The sequence below is a fragment of the Amycolatopsis sp. FDAARGOS 1241 genome, from assembly GCF_016889705.1.
Taxonomy (GTDB): Bacteria; Actinomycetota; Actinomycetes; order Mycobacteriales; family Pseudonocardiaceae; genus Amycolatopsis.
Window position 1 is genome coordinate 5,408,100 of record NZ_CP069526.1, and the last position, 18,919, is coordinate 5,427,018.

17 protein-coding genes and 2 pseudogenes are annotated in these 18,919 nt (G+C 68.0%); 12 read left to right on the top strand and 7 right to left on the bottom strand.

Going from position 1 to position 18,919, the window contains the following annotated elements; translation table 11 throughout:
- Positions 1-1,072 precede the first annotated feature (1,072 nt).
- Entirely contained in the window at positions 1,073-1,204 is a 132-nt protein-coding gene (locus I6J71_RS49910) for a hypothetical protein (RefSeq protein ID WP_255569966.1), read from the top strand.
- Between the two features lie 12 nt (positions 1,205-1,216).
- A complete protein-coding gene (locus I6J71_RS48925) occupies positions 1,217-1,510 on the top strand; it encodes a DUF6292 family protein (protein WP_255569967.1) in 294 nt (97 codons plus the stop codon).
- Between the two features lie 752 nt (positions 1,511-2,262).
- On the opposite strand, the gene I6J71_RS26585 is transcribed toward I6J71_RS48925, so the two are convergent.
- From I6J71_RS26585 to I6J71_RS26600, 4 genes and pseudogenes are all read right to left on the bottom strand, one after another.
- Positions 2,263-2,949: a GAF and ANTAR domain-containing protein gene (locus I6J71_RS26585; protein WP_370541978.1), complete on the bottom strand. Its 687-nt coding sequence runs from the start codon at positions 2,947-2,949 to the stop codon at positions 2,263-2,265.
- 77 nt (positions 2,950-3,026) lie between these two features.
- On the bottom strand, positions 3,027-3,761 hold the full coding sequence (locus I6J71_RS26590; protein ID WP_204089342.1) for a GAF and ANTAR domain-containing protein: 735 nt from the start codon (positions 3,759-3,761) through the stop codon (positions 3,027-3,029).
- Between the two features lie 481 nt (positions 3,762-4,242).
- Positions 4,243-5,006: pseudogene (locus tag I6J71_RS26595) on the bottom strand (transposase family protein).
- 211 nt (positions 5,007-5,217) lie between these two features.
- Positions 5,218-5,556 carry a hypothetical protein gene (locus I6J71_RS26600; RefSeq protein ID WP_204089343.1) on the bottom strand — a complete coding sequence of 113 codons (339 nt, stop codon included), beginning with the start codon at positions 5,554-5,556 and terminating at the stop codon, positions 5,218-5,220.
- Positions 5,557-6,848: 1,292 nt separating this feature from the next.
- Here I6J71_RS26600 and I6J71_RS26605 point away from each other — a divergent pair.
- From I6J71_RS26605 to I6J71_RS26620, 4 genes and pseudogenes are all read left to right on the top strand, one after another.
- A complete protein-coding gene (locus tag I6J71_RS26605; protein WP_204089344.1) occupies positions 6,849-7,019 on the top strand; it encodes a hypothetical protein in 171 nt (56 codons plus the stop codon).
- A 154-nt stretch (positions 7,020-7,173) separates the two neighbouring features.
- Positions 7,174-7,548 carry a proton-conducting transporter membrane subunit gene (locus I6J71_RS26610; protein ID WP_239153924.1) on the top strand — a complete coding sequence of 125 codons (375 nt, stop codon included), beginning with the start codon at positions 7,174-7,176 and terminating at the stop codon, positions 7,546-7,548.
- A 420-nt stretch (positions 7,549-7,968) separates the two neighbouring features.
- Positions 7,969-8,312 (top strand): annotated as a pseudogene (locus I6J71_RS48930) (transposase family protein); the annotation flags it as partial.
- Between the two features lie 182 nt (positions 8,313-8,494).
- Complete coding sequence (locus tag I6J71_RS26620) at positions 8,495-9,265, top strand: SDR family NAD(P)-dependent oxidoreductase (RefSeq protein WP_204089346.1); 771 nt, start codon at positions 8,495-8,497, stop codon at positions 9,263-9,265.
- A gap of 859 nt (positions 9,266-10,124) precedes the next feature.
- Here the strand turns inward: I6J71_RS26620 and I6J71_RS48935 are convergent.
- Positions 10,125-10,313 carry an SAM-dependent methyltransferase gene (locus I6J71_RS48935; RefSeq protein ID WP_239153925.1) on the bottom strand — a complete coding sequence of 63 codons (189 nt, stop codon included), beginning with the start codon at positions 10,311-10,313 and terminating at the stop codon, positions 10,125-10,127.
- 917 nt (positions 10,314-11,230) lie between these two features.
- Between I6J71_RS48935 and I6J71_RS26630 the strand changes: the two genes are divergently transcribed.
- Positions 11,231-12,397 carry an AI-2E family transporter gene (locus I6J71_RS26630; protein WP_204089347.1) on the top strand — a complete coding sequence of 389 codons (1,167 nt, stop codon included), beginning with the start codon at positions 11,231-11,233 and terminating at the stop codon, positions 12,395-12,397.
- A gap of 268 nt (positions 12,398-12,665) precedes the next feature.
- On the top strand, positions 12,666-15,062 hold the full coding sequence (locus I6J71_RS26635; protein WP_204089348.1) for a flippase-like domain-containing protein: 2,397 nt from the start codon (positions 12,666-12,668) through the stop codon (positions 15,060-15,062).
- Positions 15,063-15,141: 79 nt separating this feature from the next.
- On the opposite strand, the gene I6J71_RS26640 is transcribed toward I6J71_RS26635, so the two are convergent.
- Both I6J71_RS26640 and I6J71_RS26645 read right to left on the bottom strand, forming a co-directional pair.
- The gene (locus tag I6J71_RS26640; protein WP_204089349.1) at positions 15,142-15,291 is read right to left on the bottom strand and encodes a hypothetical protein; all 150 of its coding nucleotides are present in this window, start codon (positions 15,289-15,291) and stop codon (positions 15,142-15,144) included.
- Positions 15,292-15,806: 515 nt separating this feature from the next.
- Entirely contained in the window at positions 15,807-16,250 is a 444-nt protein-coding gene (locus I6J71_RS26645; protein WP_239153926.1) for a hypothetical protein, read from the bottom strand.
- A gap of 299 nt (positions 16,251-16,549) precedes the next feature.
- Between I6J71_RS26645 and I6J71_RS26650 the strand changes: the two genes are divergently transcribed.
- The 4 genes from I6J71_RS26650 to I6J71_RS48940 all read left to right on the top strand — a co-directional run bounded on the left by I6J71_RS26650 (position 16,550) and on the right by I6J71_RS48940 (position 18,550).
- Complete coding sequence (locus I6J71_RS26650; protein WP_204089350.1) at positions 16,550-17,023, top strand: DUF5994 family protein; 474 nt, start codon at positions 16,550-16,552, stop codon at positions 17,021-17,023.
- Between the two features lie 317 nt (positions 17,024-17,340).
- On the top strand, positions 17,341-17,547 hold the full coding sequence (locus I6J71_RS51125; protein WP_204089351.1) for an RGCVC family protein: 207 nt from the start codon (positions 17,341-17,343) through the stop codon (positions 17,545-17,547).
- A complete protein-coding gene (locus I6J71_RS26660; RefSeq protein WP_204089352.1) occupies positions 17,544-17,702 on the top strand; it encodes a DUF6307 family protein in 159 nt (52 codons plus the stop codon). The genes I6J71_RS51125 and I6J71_RS26660 overlap by 4 nt, the downstream gene beginning before the upstream one ends.
- A gap of 107 nt (positions 17,703-17,809) precedes the next feature.
- Positions 17,810-18,550, top strand: coding sequence for a hypothetical protein (locus tag I6J71_RS48940; RefSeq protein ID WP_239153927.1), 741 nt, complete (start codon positions 17,810-17,812; stop codon positions 18,548-18,550).
- The last annotated feature ends 369 nt before the right edge of the window (positions 18,551-18,919 follow it).

Genomic DNA, 18,919 nt, shown 5'->3' on the forward strand with positions numbered 1-18,919 from the left:
CAGAATTCCGTACCAAGGGTTGGGCGTGATGCAGGTTCGCGGGGCATGCTCGGAAGGAGGTGGGTGCTCGATCTGATAGCTCAAGCCGCCCAGTGCGATGTCGGTGAGCTGGCTGCGGTGGACATGCGGCGGTGAGCACCGGCTTGCGGAAGTGGTCCAGTTTCTGGCCGGCGGGCGGCGGCATACCCTTGCGCTCGGGTGCGAATGAGCAGCCGGTCGATGCCCCACAAACCAGGGCATACCACTATGAACATGATTACCGGCAACGGTGAGAGAACCCCAGAACGATAGCGCCAGGTAGCCGAACACATATGTGGCCAGCGGGGTTCCTTCCTGCCGGACGGCCTTCACCTCGCGCGCCGCAGCACCGCCTGAACCGCTCGAAACGTTCAGGCTCGGTCCCGCGAGCAGGAGCGGTGAAAGAACAGGAACGCCTGGTAGTTCGCTATCCAGTGCGGGGCGCCCCGGGGGCGGGCTGTCCATTCGGGGTGACGGCGAGCAACGGGGGCGGGATCGTCCTGCTCGGGTGTGGGTTGGCGTGGTGACGGTTGTGTTTACCGACCGCCATTCGAAGCTCAGCCCCACCAGGGCGCCGTACAGGTTGTCGACCATGTCGTGGCGCGCCTGCTGCGGAAGATCTGCTCGTGGACCGCGTCTTGGGCCTGCGAAGGCGAGTTGGCCGAACATGATCGCCAGGAGGCGCCGAAGTCAGCAAGTAGCCACGGGGCACCCACCAGCGCTAACAAGATCCCCAGCCCGCAGCGTCTGTTGATCGCGAACCTGACGGCTGAGGTGCCTGGCCGGGCTTGGCGGAGGCCGCGCCGGCCAAATCGAGTGGGAAGCTCAGCGAAGTCGCTGCGGGAGCCTACGGCCGGGATGGTGTCGGTCGACCTGACCGGCACGGTTTGTGCTTCACCACGGATCGGGACCGGTTCAGCCGACGGCAATTCCCGGCTGTCTCGTGGCGTGAATTCCGTGAGCCGAGGTGGTCCCGAGAGCGCGCAAACATGCGTTTGAGGTGGGCAACGAGCCGGTGCACCCGAAAGTTTCCGCTGCGAGTTAGCCTGGTGGCATGGACACGAACGCGGACAGTACCGTGGCGTTGGCTCGCGGGTTGGCCGGCTACGTTCATGCGGTTGCGACGGAGCTCGGGTTACCGGCCGAAGGCACCAGTTTCGAGATCAGCGACACGGCGACGGCGTAGCTGGGCTTGGCGATGAGTTCGGCCGCGCGGCCGCGGCGGGATCTCATGCTCGTCTGGACCGAGCGTGACGGATGGTCGCTGGCGGTCGAAACCCGTCCCAGCGAGGAGGTGCTCGTCATCGCCCAGTACGGTGACGACCTGTTGCCGCCGCCATCCGCGGTCGCCGGGTTCGTGACGGGCGCGCTGACCGGACCTGCCGTGTCGTCTCGGCGCTTGGCTCCTGCGCGGCGTGTGATCGATCGCGGCACGCTCGCAATGCGTCTCCAACAGTACGATGTGCACTCATCCTCGGGCGGGCTCCCGTGAGCGCCGGCCCGCTTGCCAGCGGAGTCAACGGCCGCGCTGGCAACGGGACGAGACCGCTGGCCTCTGGCTCCCGCGCTGTAACCAGGCGGGACGGCCCACACTGCTGTCGGGCGTCCGCACGGGCTGGTCATCAGAACGTGTGGGACACGGAGTCGACGGCGTCAAGCCGCACCCGGTGCCCGCCCACCACGAGATGGCACCCCAGCGGAGTCGCTGAAGACCACCCGATCGCCCCTGCCGTGCCGCCGGACCATACCGGCGATCAAGGCGGGAAACTCCGAAAGCAGGCCTCGAGACCGCTCACCAAGCGCCATCGACCGGTCCGCTGACGGGCCACCGTCGTCAGCCTCGGCCTCAGACGCGCGGGGCCAACCGCCGAGAGTGTGGAGAACGACGGGACCGACGTCATGTCGACCCCCTGTCCTGACTGTTACCGGAAATTCACCAGTAGCGGCGGCTGCTCGGCCACCGGTGCGCGAAGAGCTTCTGATAGCCCGGCTTACTAGCACCGGAAGCCCGACCGTCCGCTGCTGAGGCGGCGAGATGAACGGCGGTCCGGCTTGGCATCAGTTCGTTTTGACGCCACCGGGGTAAATGGACTCGCACGCCATGGAACGCGCGCGTTCGCACTGACTGTGCTCGACGCAAGCGGGCCCTCCACGTGGAGAAATGCCACCAACGTGATACTGATCTTGATGACAGCGCGCCGAGAAGAACCGGACATCTCAGGTGGTACAAGGTTCAGGGGCTCCTTACGACTGCTGGCGGCTGGGATTCGGGTTGTCGGTGGTGTGAAGGAGGAGGTCTGCGGTGGTGTTGTCCTCGATCACGGTGAGGGCGAGGTCGCGGAGTCGTTGGTTGGTGTTGCGGGCGTGGTTGCGCAGCAGGGTGAAGGCTTGCACCATGTCGAGCTGGCTGCGGCCCGCGAGGACACCTTTGGCTTGTTCGATGATCACACGGCTGTTGAGTGCGCCCTGAAGCTGTTCGGCGAGCACGTCGGCGCGGCGGACGGTCTGTTCGTGCAGGATGCCGATGGTGGCCATGTCGGCCAGAGCTTGGCCGATGCGCACGTCCGCCCGCGGGAGAGGACCGGGGTGGGCGCCGAAGAGGTTGAGCGCGCCGATCGTCTCGGCGCGCAAGCGCATCGGGAGGGCATGGATCGAAGTGAATCCCTCTCGCACGGCGTGCGCGGCGAAGCGGGGCCATTGTCCGGTGGCCTCGCGCAGATCAGGGACCGCGATCGCTTGTCCGGTGCCGAAGGCGTCCAGACACGGCCCTTCGTCAGCTTCCAGCTGGAACAGCTCCACCACCCGGGCTGCCTCGGTGGACGAGGACACGACCCGCAGGTGGCCGCGCTGATCGGACAGCACCAGCCCGGCCGCGTCGACGGGGAGCAGCCGCACGCAGTATTCGGTCAACCGGTTCAGCAGGTCGATCACGTCGTAGTCGTCGACGAGAGTGTCGGCCAAGTGGACCAGGGCTTCGGCCAGCGCCGGCTCGTGGTCTTCGGACGTCTTCATCGCAGCTCCTCATTGTCGAATTGCAATCGGCGCGCGACCACGTCCCTGGCCACCTCATCCAGGGGCCGGTCGTGCGCGAAGGCAAAGCCCCGCAGCTTCGCCAGCGCGACCGGGGCCGTGACACCCAGCTGCCCGATGATCATGCCAGTGGCTTGGTAGACCTCCGTGCGGTGCAGCGGCACACCCGAAAGCCAGGCGTGCACGTCCGCCGGCCCTGTCCCGTTGACAGTCTCCAGTGTCTCGCCCTCGCGTAGGCCCAGCAACGACCACATTGCCGCGTCCGCCGCCCGCAACGCCCCCGTCAGGTCATTCCCGGCCAGCGCACCCGGTTCCAGGCGGTACAGGCCAAGCACCCCGACGGTGACCGCGCCGAGCTGCAGGGGGAACACGAACAACCCCCGCGCTGGCGTGTCGCGCGCAGCGTGAGCGAACAGCGGCCACCGGCCGTCCACGACCTCGACCAGATCAGCGATCAACACCGGGCGACGTTCGAGGAAGGCCTCCACACAGGGCCCTTCCCCCAAGCTGAACTGCAACCCATCCAGCTGGCTGACCACGACGTCGCTGGCATACACGGGCTCCTGGGCATCGACGCTGGTCATCAGGGTGATCGCTGCCCCGCTGACCGGCAGGAGCTCCACACAGGCCGCCCCGATCCGCCGCGGACTGTCAGTACCGCCCTCGGCCACGATCGACCGCAGCACCAGGTCCAGCCGGTCGAGGTCAGTCACACTGGACCGCCTGGAAAGACGTGTCTGAGACAGGCATCTCCACGAGGGCCATCGACCTTCCTATCCACGTGGCGACCAGCTCGGGTATAGCCTCGGGAGCAACCTGAGCGCAGCGGGACCCTCTCCTCTGACCCGCGCCGCAGGCTGTTTCGGACTGTACACCCGCACCTCCACCGATCTCGGAGACCTGTCCGCGCGGAGAGACGAGGGGAGCGAGATCACCCCGTTCACAAAGGGCAAACTGATGGCTTGGACGAGCCCGAGGAGCGCGGCGCCGATGGTGTCGGCGACGTGTTGATCGATAACCTGACGGAGAGCGTGGTGCAGGCCCACGCTGATCGCGAATTCCCTGGACCAACGAATCGGCCAGATCGTACGCGGTTCGCCGGCAGGGACGACCGTTCGATCCCTCATCAGGCTGTCCGCCGACCGCGGGACCCGAATCAAGCCCAATTCCGCGACCCTGCAGTTCATCGGCGACCTATTCACGTAACTGATCTTGTGGTTGTGGGACTGGTGTTGCGTGTCGGTCTGTGAGGAGGATGTTGTGGAGGTGCGCGATGCCGGACACCGTGTCGTTGAGCGTGGTGGGCGCGGCAGTAGTCGCGCAGGATTTTCCAGCCGGCGTCGAGGTCTACCTGCAAATCTGGCCGATCGCTGCCGTCACGGGGTTTGCGGTGGTGCATGATCACGGCCTGGTTGCCTTGGTAGCCGCCGTCGGCCATCACCAGGCGCGCCGTCAGGTCCTGCTCGATAACGGAGTCGGTAGACGGTGCAGTCGTTCCCGGCTGCGCGTCGCCGGCGACGATCACCAACCGGGAGTCGACGTCGATCGCGATCCGCACGTTCGCCGAATACCGATAGTTCTTCGACGGCGCCGCCAACCGATGATCCCGCGTCGGCACCAGGGTGCCGTCCACGATCGTGATCGAGTCGATTCGCCGCTTGTGGACCGGGGCCAGCGCCAACAGCGGTCCGATGGTGTCGCTTCCCCCGGTGTGCCGCTGAATGCGACACACCGAGCAACGGTCCGACTTGCCGCATCGTCACGTTCGTCCGCCAGTACGTCGCGACCAGCAGCACGCGATCGGCAAGGTCAAGCCGCCGCTGACGACCAGGACGGCCATCAGCGATCTCATCACCGCCACGCTTCGCCACGACCCGTACCAGCTTGCGGAACTGACCCAGTTCCAACCCCGTGAACGGGGCGACCCGTTCCGACCGGGACGGCGAGATCACCATGATCAACGATCACCACCAGCCGACGACACCGGGTTACAAGACATCCTTTATTGCTCGTCACTGCTGTGGAGCTGCATTTGCCACACTCGTCGGCGCTGCCCCGACACGCCGTGCACCAGCCGATACCCGGCGGCTGACGCACGGCACCGAAGCAACGGCTGACAGCAGTTTGTCACCAGTCGCTCGGTGTCGACGGAACCGCGGCACGCGGTTCTCACAGGTCGCCGGAGCCTGCTGGCAACCGCTGGCCTCCCGGCAGCACGACGAGAGGAGTGTCCCGGTCGGCGTTCCAGGCCAGCGCTTCACGCAGCTGGTGCGCCGACAGGCGCGCACAGTCACCAAGACGTGGAACCGTCGCCTCCCTCATACCTCGCTCGACGCTGGCCTGGCACAACCGCGCGAACCAGCGCTGCTCCTCCACCCATGCCCGGCGGGCCTGCTCCACCAGCATCGAGGCATGCTCGTGACCGCACGCAGTGACCAAGCGCTGACCATCCATGGTGCCCAGATCTTGTGGAGTCATCACCGAGGAATCCGGGACCAGCAGCGTCACCCCACCACCCCCCGAGACCGGCTGCCCACAATGGGCACACGAGCGGCGCGCGCGATCAGATCGACCGCTGTCCGCGTAGGCGATTCCCGACATCACAAACTCTCCCTTCGTCCCCCGTCAACACGGGTTCCTCGGGATCGCAGATGTCAACACCAAGATCTGGAGCGCCGAAGTCATCCACACCCACCTGCCGACAACGTCACCGACCGGCAGCATCACCAAGACTGCCCACAGTAACCCCAGCCCCCCGGCTCGTCTACGGGACTGCACCCGCGTTTCGGGCGGTTGCGTCCGGGTCTATCCGTGATCGATGTTTCCGGCGGTTCGGTTTGTAGGTTTCGCCTCCCGGCCAGCGGTCACCGAAAGTGATGGCGAACGCGTGATCATGGGATTCCGCCGCATCGTCCATCGTGTGTGGCTAATTGCTGTCAGGTAGACATAGAGGTTGATTTTCCATCTTCGAAGGTCATGGTGCGCGGATTGCAACATCTGTGCGACCGGGATGCCGCACGTCCGGCATCTCCAGATGCCGGCAGTCGATCGCACGTCAGCGACCGCGGCAGACCACATCCTCCGACGCGGAGAGCGAGCACCGACCGGGAGCCCAGAAGCCAGCGGCGCCACGGCCAGTACATCGCATCTGGCGACCGCAGATGTGGCGACCAGGAACCCTCGAGGCGGAATCCAGCCCGCCAAGCGGTGCAGCACACCGACCGGCCGATCCACAGGCAGGGCACGCAAATCCTGCACAGGTGCGACGCAGCTTGCCCCGCTCGGCAATATCCCCCGTCGTCACCCTGTCACCGTGCCAGAGCCCCCAGCGGCCGGATCATGAACCGCGCCGATCCCAGCCCAACTTCATTGACCAGCGCACACGCCGGTCATGTCGGGCCCCGCTCGTCGTGCCGCGTCGGTGAAAAATCCGATTGGTGAGAACCACCCGGCGGCAATGGGCAGCCTACACCGCCGCTGGCGGTCGATGGCGGTGTCGGCGTTGGAGAATGGGGTCCGCCGCGATGGTCGGCACCCGCGGACCGCGGTTCGTCAACCCGGCCGCCCCACGATCCCATGCAGCCGAGCGGAGCTGGCGCGAGTGGTGATACCTCCAGACGGGTGCAATTGCAGCACAGACGTCACGGTGGGGCCGCATACGGCGACTCTTAGTCGACGTCCCCGGGAGGAACTGCCAGATGACCTTGCATTCATGCTTCATCGAGACGACGCCCGCACCTCGGTCACCGAGCACGAGCCGCCAGCTCTTGCGGACCAGCGAGGATAGTCCACTGCCCGTCGTGCTGCGGCACGCGGCGCGCGACAATGCCGGCCATCCGCTGTGCAACAGCACCTTGCGCATCGTCGTCCGCTCGAAGCAGTTCGGCCCGCCGGTTGGTGGCACGACCCTGCAGACCTGCCCGCGATGCGCGGCGCTCGCCGCCGGCGAACCGAACGCCGGGTGGTCCTAGGCCGAACACCATGCTCCCTCCGTGACCGGCACACCCAAGCCGTGTTCCCGCTGTTCGTGCTGGCGATGCTGCTGGTGCCGGCGGCGGCGAGCGCGGGCACGTTCGCGGTGTGCTGGAAATTCATGGCGCGTCGGCGGGGCGGTGGTACGCCGTGATGACGCACCTCGGGTTCGTCACCATCCTGGTCGGGCTGCTCGTCTTCTCCGCCAACGCCGGCGGCGACAGCTTCGCGGCGTTACGCGCCGCGCATCTGCCGCCCGGAACCGCGACGCTGGTGTTCGTCCTGACGCTGGCCGGGTTCTCGTCGAAGGCCAGGTCCGTGCCGCTGCACGCCTGGCTACCGCGGGCGCACCCGGAGGACGAGGTCTCGGGCGCCGCCGTGCTCGTCGGGGGGATCCTTCGAGGCACCACGCACGGGCCGGCGCGATCGGCGACACTGGCTAAGGTTTCCCGGTGGTGGAGGTTGACGGCCCGCCGCACCGACGCTGTCACCCACGCCTTCACAACGATGCTTCGACACCTGACATAGCGTTGGGAGCATCATCACCGACCGGGACGCCCCCGTCGCTGCCCGACCGCCTCCACCAGCGGTCATGTTGCTTGAAACCAGAGCTCGAAAATCTTTAAGATCTCATGCACGATCGGTGGCCCTCCGCAGCCGAACTGATCCGCTGGGCGAGGACACCGACCGCTTACACCCGATGTCGACCTGCATGACCTGATCCTCATGATCATGGCTGACGACGACCCCCGCGCAAGTACGCCCGCAGCGTGGAGCAATTCTGGAGCACGACCGTGATTTCAACGGTGGTCAACCGCATCCAGTCGCACCCGACTGCCATCAAGAGCACGAGCAGACCAGCAGATTCTCCATAACCGCAGGTCATAGGCGTGCGCGCACCTCACTGGCAGTGAGAGGGTCAACCGCCGCAGCCCCGCAGTCCGGGCGAGGCTGGTCATCGCGACCGGTGATCCCTGGCCTGGCAACCGCAACGACTGCACCGTCTACCGCGATTGCGGGATCGAGGAGAAAATCAGCGACCGGCCGATGGTGGCTACCAGGGCAACTCCAGCGTGATCATGCCGTACCGCAAGCCCCGCGACGGCACCGGTCTTCCGGAATGGAAGGAAGAACTCAACGCCGGGCATCGCAAGGTCCGGGCCCGTGTCGAACACGCGCTGGCGCGGATGAAGTGCTGGACGATCCTGCGGGACTACCGGCGCGCCGCCATCACGCTGGGCGACACGGTGTCCGGAATCGCACACTTGCACAACATCCTCCTCGCCGGCTGATCGCAACACCCAGCAACACCAACAACAGCACCAGTTACGAGACATCACTTAAGGCGAGCGCGCCCCTCGGCTTCCCTGAGGGCCCGATAGCCAGCGAGCGGTAAGACCGACCATGTTGCGGTAGCAGACGTACGGACGAACGCCAGCTGGGTGGAACGCCTACGTGCAAAGGAACAACTGTCATGAGTGAGAGCTTCGAGGGCCGAAAGATCGTCGTCGTCGGTGGCAGCAGTGGCATCGGCTTCAGGACCGCGCAAGATGTGATGGCGGCGGGTGGAAGCGCGGTGATCGTGGGCCGCCCGGGGCGGAAACTCGACGACGCGGTGGCAAGCCTGTCGCGCTCCGGCAGCGCGTGGTCGGTCGCGGCCGACCTCGCGGACTGGGATCAGGTCCTCGAGGCGCAAAAGCAACTGGTGGAGAAGCACGCTGACGCCACCCTCCTTGTCAACTCGGCGGGGCTCGTCCGGCTCAAGCCGTTCCTGGACCACGAGGTCGCGGACTACGACTCCTATCACGACCTCAACAGGGCGACCTTCTTCCTCACTCAGGCCGTTGTCCGGGGCATGGTCGCCGGGGGCCAGGGCGGCGCCATCGTGAACGTCGGTGCGATGTGGGCGCACCAGGCCCTCGCCGTGACCCCGTCCTCGGCCTTCTCGATGGCCAAGGCGGGGCTGCACGCCCTCACCCACAACCTGGCCATCGAGCTCGCCGGCGAGGGCATCCGGGTGAACGCCGTGGCTCCCGCCGTCACCAATACACCCCATTTCGACTGGCTTCCCGCCGATCAGCGGGAAGCCACACTGCGGCAGATGGCCGGCCTGCACCCGCTCGGCCGGGTCGGCACCCCGCAGGACCTGGCCTCCGCGATCATCTTCCTCCTCTCGCCCGCCTCGAGCTGGACCACGGGCGCCATCCTCAACGTCGACGGCGGGGTCATGGCAGGCCGCAACTAGACACACCCCTCACGCCCCGCCCGGGCCACCACCTGGCACCTGCCCCGGGCGGGGCAATCGTGTGCTGCTCGCCAGAGGCGACACCCCGAGGTGACGTCCGGGCCCGGACGGCGAACTGGGGCACGGGTCGCCCGGCCGGGTCTTGTTGACGGCAGAGCCGGGGTTGGGAACACCTCGCCACGTCCACTGTGGAACATCCGGGCCGGGCAGCGTTGCCAGTGGTTACCGGTGCGGTGGTGTCCCCGGGCTCCACCCACCGCCCTCCCGGACCGCCAAAGTCCTCGGCCCCGGGTCGCCCCACTCGACGAGAGGCGACCCCCGCGCCGGCCCCAAGCCTCCCCGCCCCGCTGCGCTGGGAGCACCCAGCCCGCAGAAGGACCGCTCACACCCACGGCCCATCAGGGCGGCGCGCAGGACGTGCTCGACACCAACAACATCGTCGCTGCTGCGCCACGCCTGGTCCCGCAGCGAGCTGGTGATGCCGGACAACGTCGGACACACGACGTCCACCGCCTCGGTGCAGGCGTGCTGGCCGGCGCGACGGACCGGTTCGCCCACAGCACTGTCGCGTGATCGCGGCGCTCAGTCGGGCCGCGGGGGCCTTCGACGACGAGGACGCGGGTGTTCTTGCCATAGGCGTTGCCGTCGGTGCCGTAGTAGATCCGTGCCCCGGCTTGCCGGTCAAAGCTTCTCGTCCGTGATCGGCGAAGGGGCCACGACATCCACCGCCGTGATCGGTGTCCCGGTCCCGGGCTGAGGGTACGCCTGACCGATCGACGACGTGTTCAAGGCGGCGGCGGAAGCTCGGGACCCAGGCCTGCCGCGCGGCGTCGATGGTCGCGCGGGGTTCCCGACGGGCTCAGAGCTTGCGGGCAACGCCGCCGGCGAAGAGCCGCTGGGCGACGTTGAGCGGCTTGAGCCGCGGACCGTCCGGCCACCAGTTCACCAGCTCGACCAGGCCCGGCCGCACGAGCTCGAGGTTGTCGAATGGTTCCGTGATCTCGGCGCGCGTGCGGGCCGTGGCTCCGCCGAGGGATGGTCGTGGCAAGGGTGCGGTGATGGTTACGACCTGCAACACCTGCCCTGGGGTCCGGCCGCCGACGCCCACCTGACAAGACACAAACAAGACAGAATCTCTGGCGCTCGCCGGCCATCCTGACGTACACGATGGGGCTACCAGCGGCGCGGGCAAGGTAGACGCCGGGTGCCGGTGGTGCCGTACTGAGGACCTGTTCAAAAAGGAACCCACGGTGACCAGTCCGCGAGGTCGCGCACCACATGCCAGGCCGTAGACATGCGCGCCATCGTCCTCCTCTCGGTTGTGAAGGGCTCCGGCGGAACGTGTCCGGCTGTCCCCGCACGCGCGAACGGGGAACTCTCACCTGCGGCTGGCTCGTAGGCGCGCCCACTTCGACCGGGATCCCCGCACGCGGCAGAGTTTCCCGACATGCGGCCTCAACCAGGGCATGGCGGAAAATATTCAGGTGCGCGTACATCTGGTGGCTTGTTGACTGTCACCGAGTGGTCGCCGCGGCGCTTGGTGGTGTGGGGCCGGGTTGGCGACCGCGGCGGCGGCCGCGTCGTGCTCGCAGTCCTGGTCGTGCTCGCAGTCCTACCTGCCCGCTGCCCGACCCGGCCTGCGCAGCGATCAACGAATGGCTCTGACCGACTTCGATACAGGCCCTAGCACGTTGCCGCCGGTTCGGGCCCGTGTTGCGAGCGACCGTCGGATCACGGCGCAACACGTGAAATCGGTGAACTCGGTGCAGCGCTGTTCGACCGTCTTCGGGCGCTCGCTGCTGCTGCTCGTGTTCGGTGACGGTGAACATCGGGTACCTCCCCGGGACAAACAGGTCCGCAGGTGCGAGAGGCCGGCCTGGGTCGGCGTCCCTCGTGTCCGGCACGCACGCTCAGCCGCCCGGAATGTGGCCCGGATGACCGGGCCGGTGAAAGGTCGGATGCGCCATGAACAGCAATGAACCCCGGGCTCGGCACGGTGTGCGCAGCGCTGAGGAGGTCCGCGCGGCGGTGCCCTACGGGCTGCGGGTCGGGGCCGCGATCTTCGGCCGCCTGCTGATCGTCGCCGGCGGCCTGGCGCTGATCGGGTACGTCGCGGTGAAATTGGCCGCGGTGCTGGTACCGGTCGCGGTGGCGCTGCTACTCGCCGCGCTGCTCGCCCCGACGGTGTCCTGGCTGGCCAGAAAGAAGCTACCTCGCGCGCTGGCCACCGCGGTGGTGCTAATCGGCGGATTGGCCGTGGTGGGCGGCGTGATCACCTTCGTGGTCATCACCGTCACCGCGGGCATGCCCGAACTGATCGCCCAGATCGTACGCACCGTGGACGAGCTGCGCACGTGGTTGCGCACCGGACCGCTGCACGTGAGCCAGGGCCAGATCGACGGAATGCTCGCCCAGCTGACCACCACACTGAGCCGGAACCAATCGGTCATCGCCTCCGGTGCGCTATCCACCGCCGTCACAGTCGGCGAGCTGCTCACCGAGTTCCTGCTGATGGTGTTCTGCCTGATCTTCTTCCTCGCCCACGGCGGCAGGATCTGGACATTCCTGCTCGGCGCCGCCCCCGTCCGGATACGGCATCGCGTAGACCTCGCCGGACGCGCCGGGTTCACCACCCTGGCCGGCTACATCCGCGGCACCGCAGCCGTCGCGGTCATCGACGCCGTCGGCGTCGGCGTCGGCCTGCTCATCGTCGGCGTGCCACTCGCCGCTCCCCTGGCCACGCTGGTGTTCCTCGGCGCCTTCATCCCGGTGATCGGCTCCGTAGTCGCCGGCGCGGCCGCGGTACTCGTGGCACTGGTGACCGGCGGGACCCTCCCGGCCATCATCGTGCTCGCCATCGTGATCGGCGTGATGCAGCTGGAAAGCCATGTCCTGCAACCGTTCCTGCTCGGCCGCGTCGTACGCCTGCACCCCCTGGCTGTCGTCCTCGCCCTGGCCACCGGCCTCACAACCGCCGGCATCATCGGCGCCCTGCTCGCCGTCCCCCTGCTCGCCGTGCTCAGCTCGGCCCTGCGCAACTTCACCGCCGTGGCGCCGGAACCCGACGCCACGACTGTGGCGACCGACAGCACCGGTGCCGGGGACTCGTCGAGGCGGCAGGCCTCGGCGTAAGGGGAGATTCGCTGCTCGCACCCGCCGACGAGAAGCCAACCGTGGACAGTCGGAGATTGCCGATCCTCGGCGTGGTGATCTCGGCAGCGGCGGCGAGAGAGTCCCGCTCCCGCTGTCTCCGCGCGCCGTCTCGATTCGGGCGAATCCATGGCCTGAGCGGTGTGCGCACCGCGGACACCGTGGTATCCGGGCGCCGAGTTGTCCCGGCCGCGAGTTGGGCGGACGCTGTGACTGTCAAGGTGCGACACACGATGAGTCCGAGGCAGCAGTGGGTGGCAACGACGAGATTTCGGCACACGCGAAGACGGATGCCGCGAGCGGGCGCCGCCGGATTTCGCTGTCGATCGGGCGCAGACCCGGTGACCTGATCTTCCTGGCGATCGCAGGCGCCGTGGTCACTTTGTGTTCACTGGCGGCGATGAACTTGGCCGTCAATCCGGTCGAGCTGGCGATCTACCAGCAGTTCGGGAAGATCCCGGCCGCGTCCATCCGGGTGTGGAGGGTGCTGGCGGGGACCGGGAGCTGGATCGGCGTCGCCACCGCCACCGCTCTGGCGTTGTACTTCAAGCGAGTACGGCTCGGGGTGTACCTCGCGACGGCCGGAACGTTGGCCTGGGCGCTGGCGCAGGTCATGCAACGGTTCATCGGGGACCGGCCCGTGCCCGCCGAGCTCTTAGTCGACCCGACTGACCGGCTCCCCGGTGCTGCCGGATTCGACTTTCCGTCCTCATCCGCGGCGGTCGCGGCGGCGATGGCCGCGGTCGCCGCCCCCTACCTCACCGTCAAGTACCGCAATCTAGCCTGGGCGGTGGCGATACTGGTCGGCGCAGCCGACGTGTATCTGGGCGGCAACCTCCCGCTGGGTGCCTTCGCCGCGGTGTTCCTCGGTTGGGGCGTGGGTACGATCCTGCACCTGGTGTTGGGGGCTCCCGGTCGCCGAACGTCGGCAGAAGCGGTGCGCCACGCCCTGGATGTGGCCGGGTTGAAACCGATTCGCGTGCTGCCGATCAAGACGAATAGGTGGGGGCCGCTGCAGTTCGCGGTGGACACCTCGACCGGAGATCGGTTGCGGGTGGAGATCGTGCGCCGGCTGCACCGCCGTGCGGGACCGTGGTACCGGCTCAGGCGGCTGCTGGCCTCCCTCGACGTCGAAGACGAGCCTCGACTGTCGACCACTTACCACGAGGCCGAGCACGAAGCGTTCGTCACATTGTTCGCCGACCGCGCCGGGTTGCGGACGCCACCGGTCGTGTCGGTCTGCGAGACGGAGCACGGCTCGCCGCTGCTGGTGCGCCGGCAGGTCGAGGGCCGCCGCTTGACCCAGCTGGATTCCACCGAGATCAACGAGTCGTTGCTGGACGGCATCTGGAGGCAGGTCGCGATCTTGTCCACGGCCAGAATCGCCCACCACGACCTGAGGCCCAAGAACATCCTCATCGACACCGCCGGCGACGTGTGGCTGCTCAACTTCACCTTCGGCACGGTGAGCGCGGCCCCACGACGCTGCGCGCAGGACATCGCCGAGGCGCTGGTGTCGCTAGCGGCTCTGGTCGGTGTCGAGCGGACGGTCTGGAGCGCGCGCAGGACGCTGTCGCCCGGGCAACTCGAGGCCTCCCTGGCCTACCTTCAACCCCTCGCCCTGCCCCGTAGGATCCGGACGCAGATCGATGGCCGCTACGTGCTGACCGACCTCCGTGAGACGCTCGCCGACACCATCGACAGGCCTATCCCGACCTTCCGTTCCCCTCTGCGCTCGAGCACGATCCTCGGACTGCTGCTCCTCGGCGCGGCCGTGTATGTGCTGCTGCCCCAACTGCCCGGCCTGCACGAGGTGGCGGGCTCGCTGCGAGGGGCCCATTGGGGATGGCTGATCGCATCGGTGATCGCCGGTTTGCTGGCGATCCTGATGTCGTCCGTGTCGATCATCGGTTCCAGCGTTTCGCCAATGCCGTTCTGGCGCACCACCGCGGTGCAGCTGGCGGCGGCATTCACAGGGCGCACCACGCCCGGCGGTGTCGGATTCTTCGGCGTCAACATCGCTTTCATGGAACGCCTGGGAATCCGCCGCGCCCACGCCGTGGGTGTCACCCTGCTGAACCTCGCCGCCACGGGCGCCGTCTCGGCGCTCTGGTGCGTGATCGGCGTTTTCGCACTCGGCAGTTCGGGAGTGCTTCGGGGTGTGTCCATCCCGCACGGGTGGCCGGTGCTGGCGGGTGCGGCCGGTGCGCTGATCATCGCGGGTGTCGTGATCGGCTCCCCATTGGGGCGTCGCCGTCTCGTCCGGCCTACGTTGGCGATGGCTCGCGATTTGCTGCCCGTCCTTCGCAATCCTGTCCGCGCAATCGAGTTGTTCGGCGGGGCAGGCGCCTATCTGCTCTTCTCCGGTCTCGGGCTCGCCACCAGCCTGGCCGCCTTCGGCGAGCGAGTTCCCGTGGCGGCGGTGCTCGTGGTGTTCGTCGTCGCCCAGTCCCTCGGGCACCTCGCACCGATTCCCGGCGGGCTGGGCGCCGTCGAGAGCTTGATGGCCGCCGGGCTGAGCGCGGTGGGTGTCCCGCCGGGCGCCGCGGTGGCGGCGGTCCTCACCTCACGGCTGCTGACCTACTGGCTGCCCGTCTTGCCAGGAATCGCAACCTTCCGTTATCTCCAGCACCACGGCACCATCTGACCGCCGAGCCGGTTGCCGGGTCCACTTGGACGGCTTCCGCTCGGGAGCCGCTTTTTCCGAGTCGTGGTGGGCGGACTTGTCAGTTTGTGGTGGTGATCCGGAATGTGTAGTGGCCGTTGATGTTTTGGGTGACGTCGAGGATCTTGTCGGTGAGCCGGGCCCCGGTTTCGCGGGCGAGGAACACCTGGGTGCCGGCGGTCGTGACGACGCAGCCAGTGTTTGCGATCACACCGACTGGGTATCCGTCTCGTTGCGCACCCCGGACCCAGGGCCAGGCCTCGGATATCACCCGCGACAGGGAAGCGATCATGCACAGTGTCGAACGCGCGGCGAAGCCACTGCTCACATCCGAATTCAGCCGCCGGGCAGCGAGGGCGTGGGTCCGAGCAGCGGACGCGGCCCTCATCGACGCTGACGAGCTCGTCTGGCTCCTCGCGCACCTGGAGCCCGGTCGGCTGGGGGCGGCTCGCCCGGGCACCTCACCGCGCCGATGACCGCCTGGACCCAGTGCCAGCCAGGCCGGGACGTCCACTTGCGCGCGGTGCTGTCGGGCTGTCGTACGAGGTCGACGTGCCTGAGGGGATGCTGAACTTTGCCTACCGTGTCGGCCTTCGGGTAGCAAGCGCCGAAAATACAACGCTGGCTGTGAAGTGTTGAACCTGATGGCTATCCGTTCGGGCTACTGGCGGGGAATCCATCCACGCACGCGAACGTGCCGCGGATTAGGCGTAACTACGACGTAGGTCACCCCGACCACGACGAGCGCGGCGCGGACCAGCATCTGGGCCCGGGTGAACAGCCCGGCGAAATGCCCAGGGCGAGTACCACCAAGGCGAGGAACACCGCGGGCCACGCGCGCCAGCCGGGCGGCCACCACAGCACGAGGCTGAGCGCGCCGACGAGGGCCGCCGAGTTGGCTAGCAAGGGAAGTGCGGTCGTGCCGGGCCGCGCGACGTCGCCGAGCAGGGCGATGCCGAACGCGCACAGCGAGCTCGCGGTCATCCGGGCCATACAGTGCACGGGTGGGAGGCGCAGGAGCGGCGGGCTGGCGAGTGTGAAGGCCAGCCCGGAAACGCCGAGGGCGACGTGGAACACCGGCTGCGCGGAGAGCAACTGTTCGGCCGGTTGCTGCACCGGGGAGATCCCGGTCGGCAGCACGAACTCCAGCAGCCACGCGGAATAGGTCACCACGCCGATCCCGAGAAGGCCAGCGCCGGGCAAGGGCGACGCTGACGCGTCAGTCCGGGTAACGCCCACCAAGTCGCTTCCAGCGCTCGACCAGCTCGGAGCGCATTCGAGCCGCCAGAGCGTCAGCAAGGTCGTGCTCCCCGGTATTCCTGGGATGCGTCACACTCTTCACACACTCAGCGCAGTCGTCATGTACGCTCAATGTTGACCGAGAGCATCTCGTGCGCGAGTGATCGAACCTGCGCCGTCCTCGGCCTCAGTCCGGCCGGCAATCAGCGGCCGGAGACAGGAGCACCGACATGCCGTCGGGCCCGAACACCACACTCTCCGCCCAACCGGTCACCGAGCCCCGTCTACGGCTGAAACCTGCGGCACCCGCCACCGGATACGTCGACGGTGCATGGTGGCCCCGGTCCCGCGATCTGGCCGCCGAACTGCCCGCGCTGCTCGCGGCGCTGGCCGCTCGGCTGGGACGCATCGACCGGGTCACCTACCACCTCGGCGACTGGCCGGATCCACCCCGTCGCGCCACCTTCGGTGAGCGCGTCATCCGGCTCGAGGGATTCCGGTCGCAGCCATCCGCCACCTTGACGGTGATCGGCTGGGACCAGCGCCGAACGACCCTGCTGGTCATTGCCGCCGAGACCAGCCCCGACGCAGCACAGCACGCCCTCACGACCGCCGCGGACCCGGACAACACCAGCGACAGCACACACCTGCTGGCCGCCGCCGGGCACAAGCACACCAACAGCGGCGCGTTACTGCACTCCTGAACCACCCCGCCCACCGGGCAGCACCCACGAAAGGATCCCCTAATCAGTACTTCCACACTGGACAATTCGATGTTCAGCCACCCCATCGCCGAGCAACCCCGGCCCGGAGCGCTCACCACCTCCCCGGACGACCGGTACGGGAGCCTGTTCCGCCAGCCGGTGTACACCCGGACACCGCCAACCGACGGCGGGACAGCACGCGGCCCGCAACGGCGCCCCGGCACGGCGAGCACGTGGGCACGCGACCCCAAAGGACGCCGCGCCCGCCGATGACACCGGGCCCAGTGGCAACAGGCCGGGCGTGGGTTTCCACCGCCATGACAGCCGGGGCGAACGCGAAACCGGCTTACGCCGTCACAGAGACCGGCGGCACGGCCGCAGTTGCGTGCGCGGCCTGCCAGCATGCTCAACACACGCACGATTCGATCGCACGCCGTTACTGCACGGCCACCGTGGCGGGTGGGTTCAACCGCCGATGCCTCTGCGTCGGCGGGCACGACGAACCTGAGAAGGAAAAATCATGACCACGGAAGTCGCCTTTGCGTCCCGGTACGACCTGCGCGTCAAACTGGTGCGAGATGTTCTGAAAGAGAACACGAAATTGTCGGACACCGCCTGTCAGGCCCTAGCTGTGCAACTACTGCACACCATGGACACGATTCCCGAACAGATGCGGTGAACAACCGATGTGCGCCCGGTCCTGTTGGTGCCGGGCGCTCCCATCGGCCGCACACATAGCGATCGTGCTGCCCTATCCGGCAACCAGCGCCGTCATTCGCGGCTACCATGCCGGCGCTGCGCGATCTGTCGCACTCGTTTCGCTTCGGCGACGCGGTCGCCGCCGAAGCCAACCGACGGCTCGCCATCGCCGACGCCCCGATCCACCTCACCGGCTCCCCCACCGTGGAAAGCCGCCTCGACACCGTCGAGGACCCCGACGCGATCCTGTGCCGCACCAACGGCGGCGCGACCGCCGAGATCCTCACCCCGCCCGCCGCGCGACGCCGCGTCGCCCTCGCCGGCCGCGCCGACGAGCTGCGCCGGCCGGCCGAGGCCGCACGCGACCTGCAGGCCGGGCGCCGCACCACCCACCCACCGCGAGCTGCTGCTGTTTGCCACCTGGGGCGAAGTGCAGGACTACGCCGAGCGGGACCCCGACGGGCGCGACCTGCTCCCGTTCGTCGACGTGATCGACGAATACGGCGTCGACGTCGCCAACCCCCCGTGGTCGCCGTCCGCAGCCGCGGCGCCCGGCTGCCCAGCGGCCGCATCTGCGGCGAGACCGACCGCGAGGTGCACTACGTGCCCTCACCCGCCCTCAGCCCCGCCGACGACACCATGGCCGCGCTGTGCGGCACGGCGCTGCCGCACAACGGCATCGAGCTCGTCGACGACGTCGGCGTCCCCTGCGCCAACTGCCTGCTGCAGTTCCTCCACCTGCGGGGCCCGCGGCCCGAACCGGCCGGGGGAGCCCTGGCGCGAGTGGTGAGACTCGGCAGTCCGCATCGCCGCGGGCGGTATGCGTAGCGCTGCCGCCCTGCGGCGTAGCCGGTTATGCGGTCGCTGGGTGATTCACGCCAGGAGCACCCCCGCCCGGCAGGTGCCCGCGCCCCGACACCGCCGTGCAGCGCTGGCGCGTGTGGTGAGCTCACAGCCGCAGGTACCGCACTGACGGGGTCTGCGTGCGAAAAACGGGCGAATATGCCTGACTAGCAGTGATCAGTCGTTGCCGCGCGGTGGTCGGCGAGGACGTTGGTCACGCAACCGTTATTGCCCCAGAACCCGGCGTGCGGTCGTTCATCGGCGCCGGGTCGCAGGCGCTCCGGCTGTGGAGGCGGAAAATCGAATACCTCGGGTGCGGCGCTGGTCGGCGCCGGAAAGCGGGCGTCCGGCGGA

Coding starts and splice junctions, on each gene's coding strand:
- I6J71_RS26620 (WP_204089346.1), top strand. CDS start 8,495: ATGAGTGAGAGCTTCGAGGGCCGAAAGATCGTCGTCGTCGGTGGCAGC.
- I6J71_RS26610 (WP_239153924.1), top strand. CDS start 7,174: ATGACGCACCTCGGGTTCGTCACCATCCTGGTCGGGCTGCTCGTCTTC.
- I6J71_RS49910 (WP_255569966.1), top strand. CDS start 1,073: ATGGACACGAACGCGGACAGTACCGTGGCGTTGGCTCGCGGGTTGGCC.
- I6J71_RS51125 (WP_204089351.1), top strand. CDS start 17,341: ATGACAGCCGGGGCGAACGCGAAACCGGCTTACGCCGTCACAGAGACC.
- I6J71_RS26630 (WP_204089347.1), top strand. CDS start 11,231: ATGAACAGCAATGAACCCCGGGCTCGGCACGGTGTGCGCAGCGCTGAG.
- I6J71_RS48925 (WP_255569967.1), top strand. CDS start 1,217: ATGAGTTCGGCCGCGCGGCCGCGGCGGGATCTCATGCTCGTCTGGACC.
- I6J71_RS48940 (WP_239153927.1), top strand. CDS start 17,810: ATGCCGGCGCTGCGCGATCTGTCGCACTCGTTTCGCTTCGGCGACGCG.
- I6J71_RS26660 (WP_204089352.1), top strand. CDS start 17,544: ATGACCACGGAAGTCGCCTTTGCGTCCCGGTACGACCTGCGCGTCAAA.
- I6J71_RS26650 (WP_204089350.1), top strand. CDS start 16,550: ATGCCGTCGGGCCCGAACACCACACTCTCCGCCCAACCGGTCACCGAG.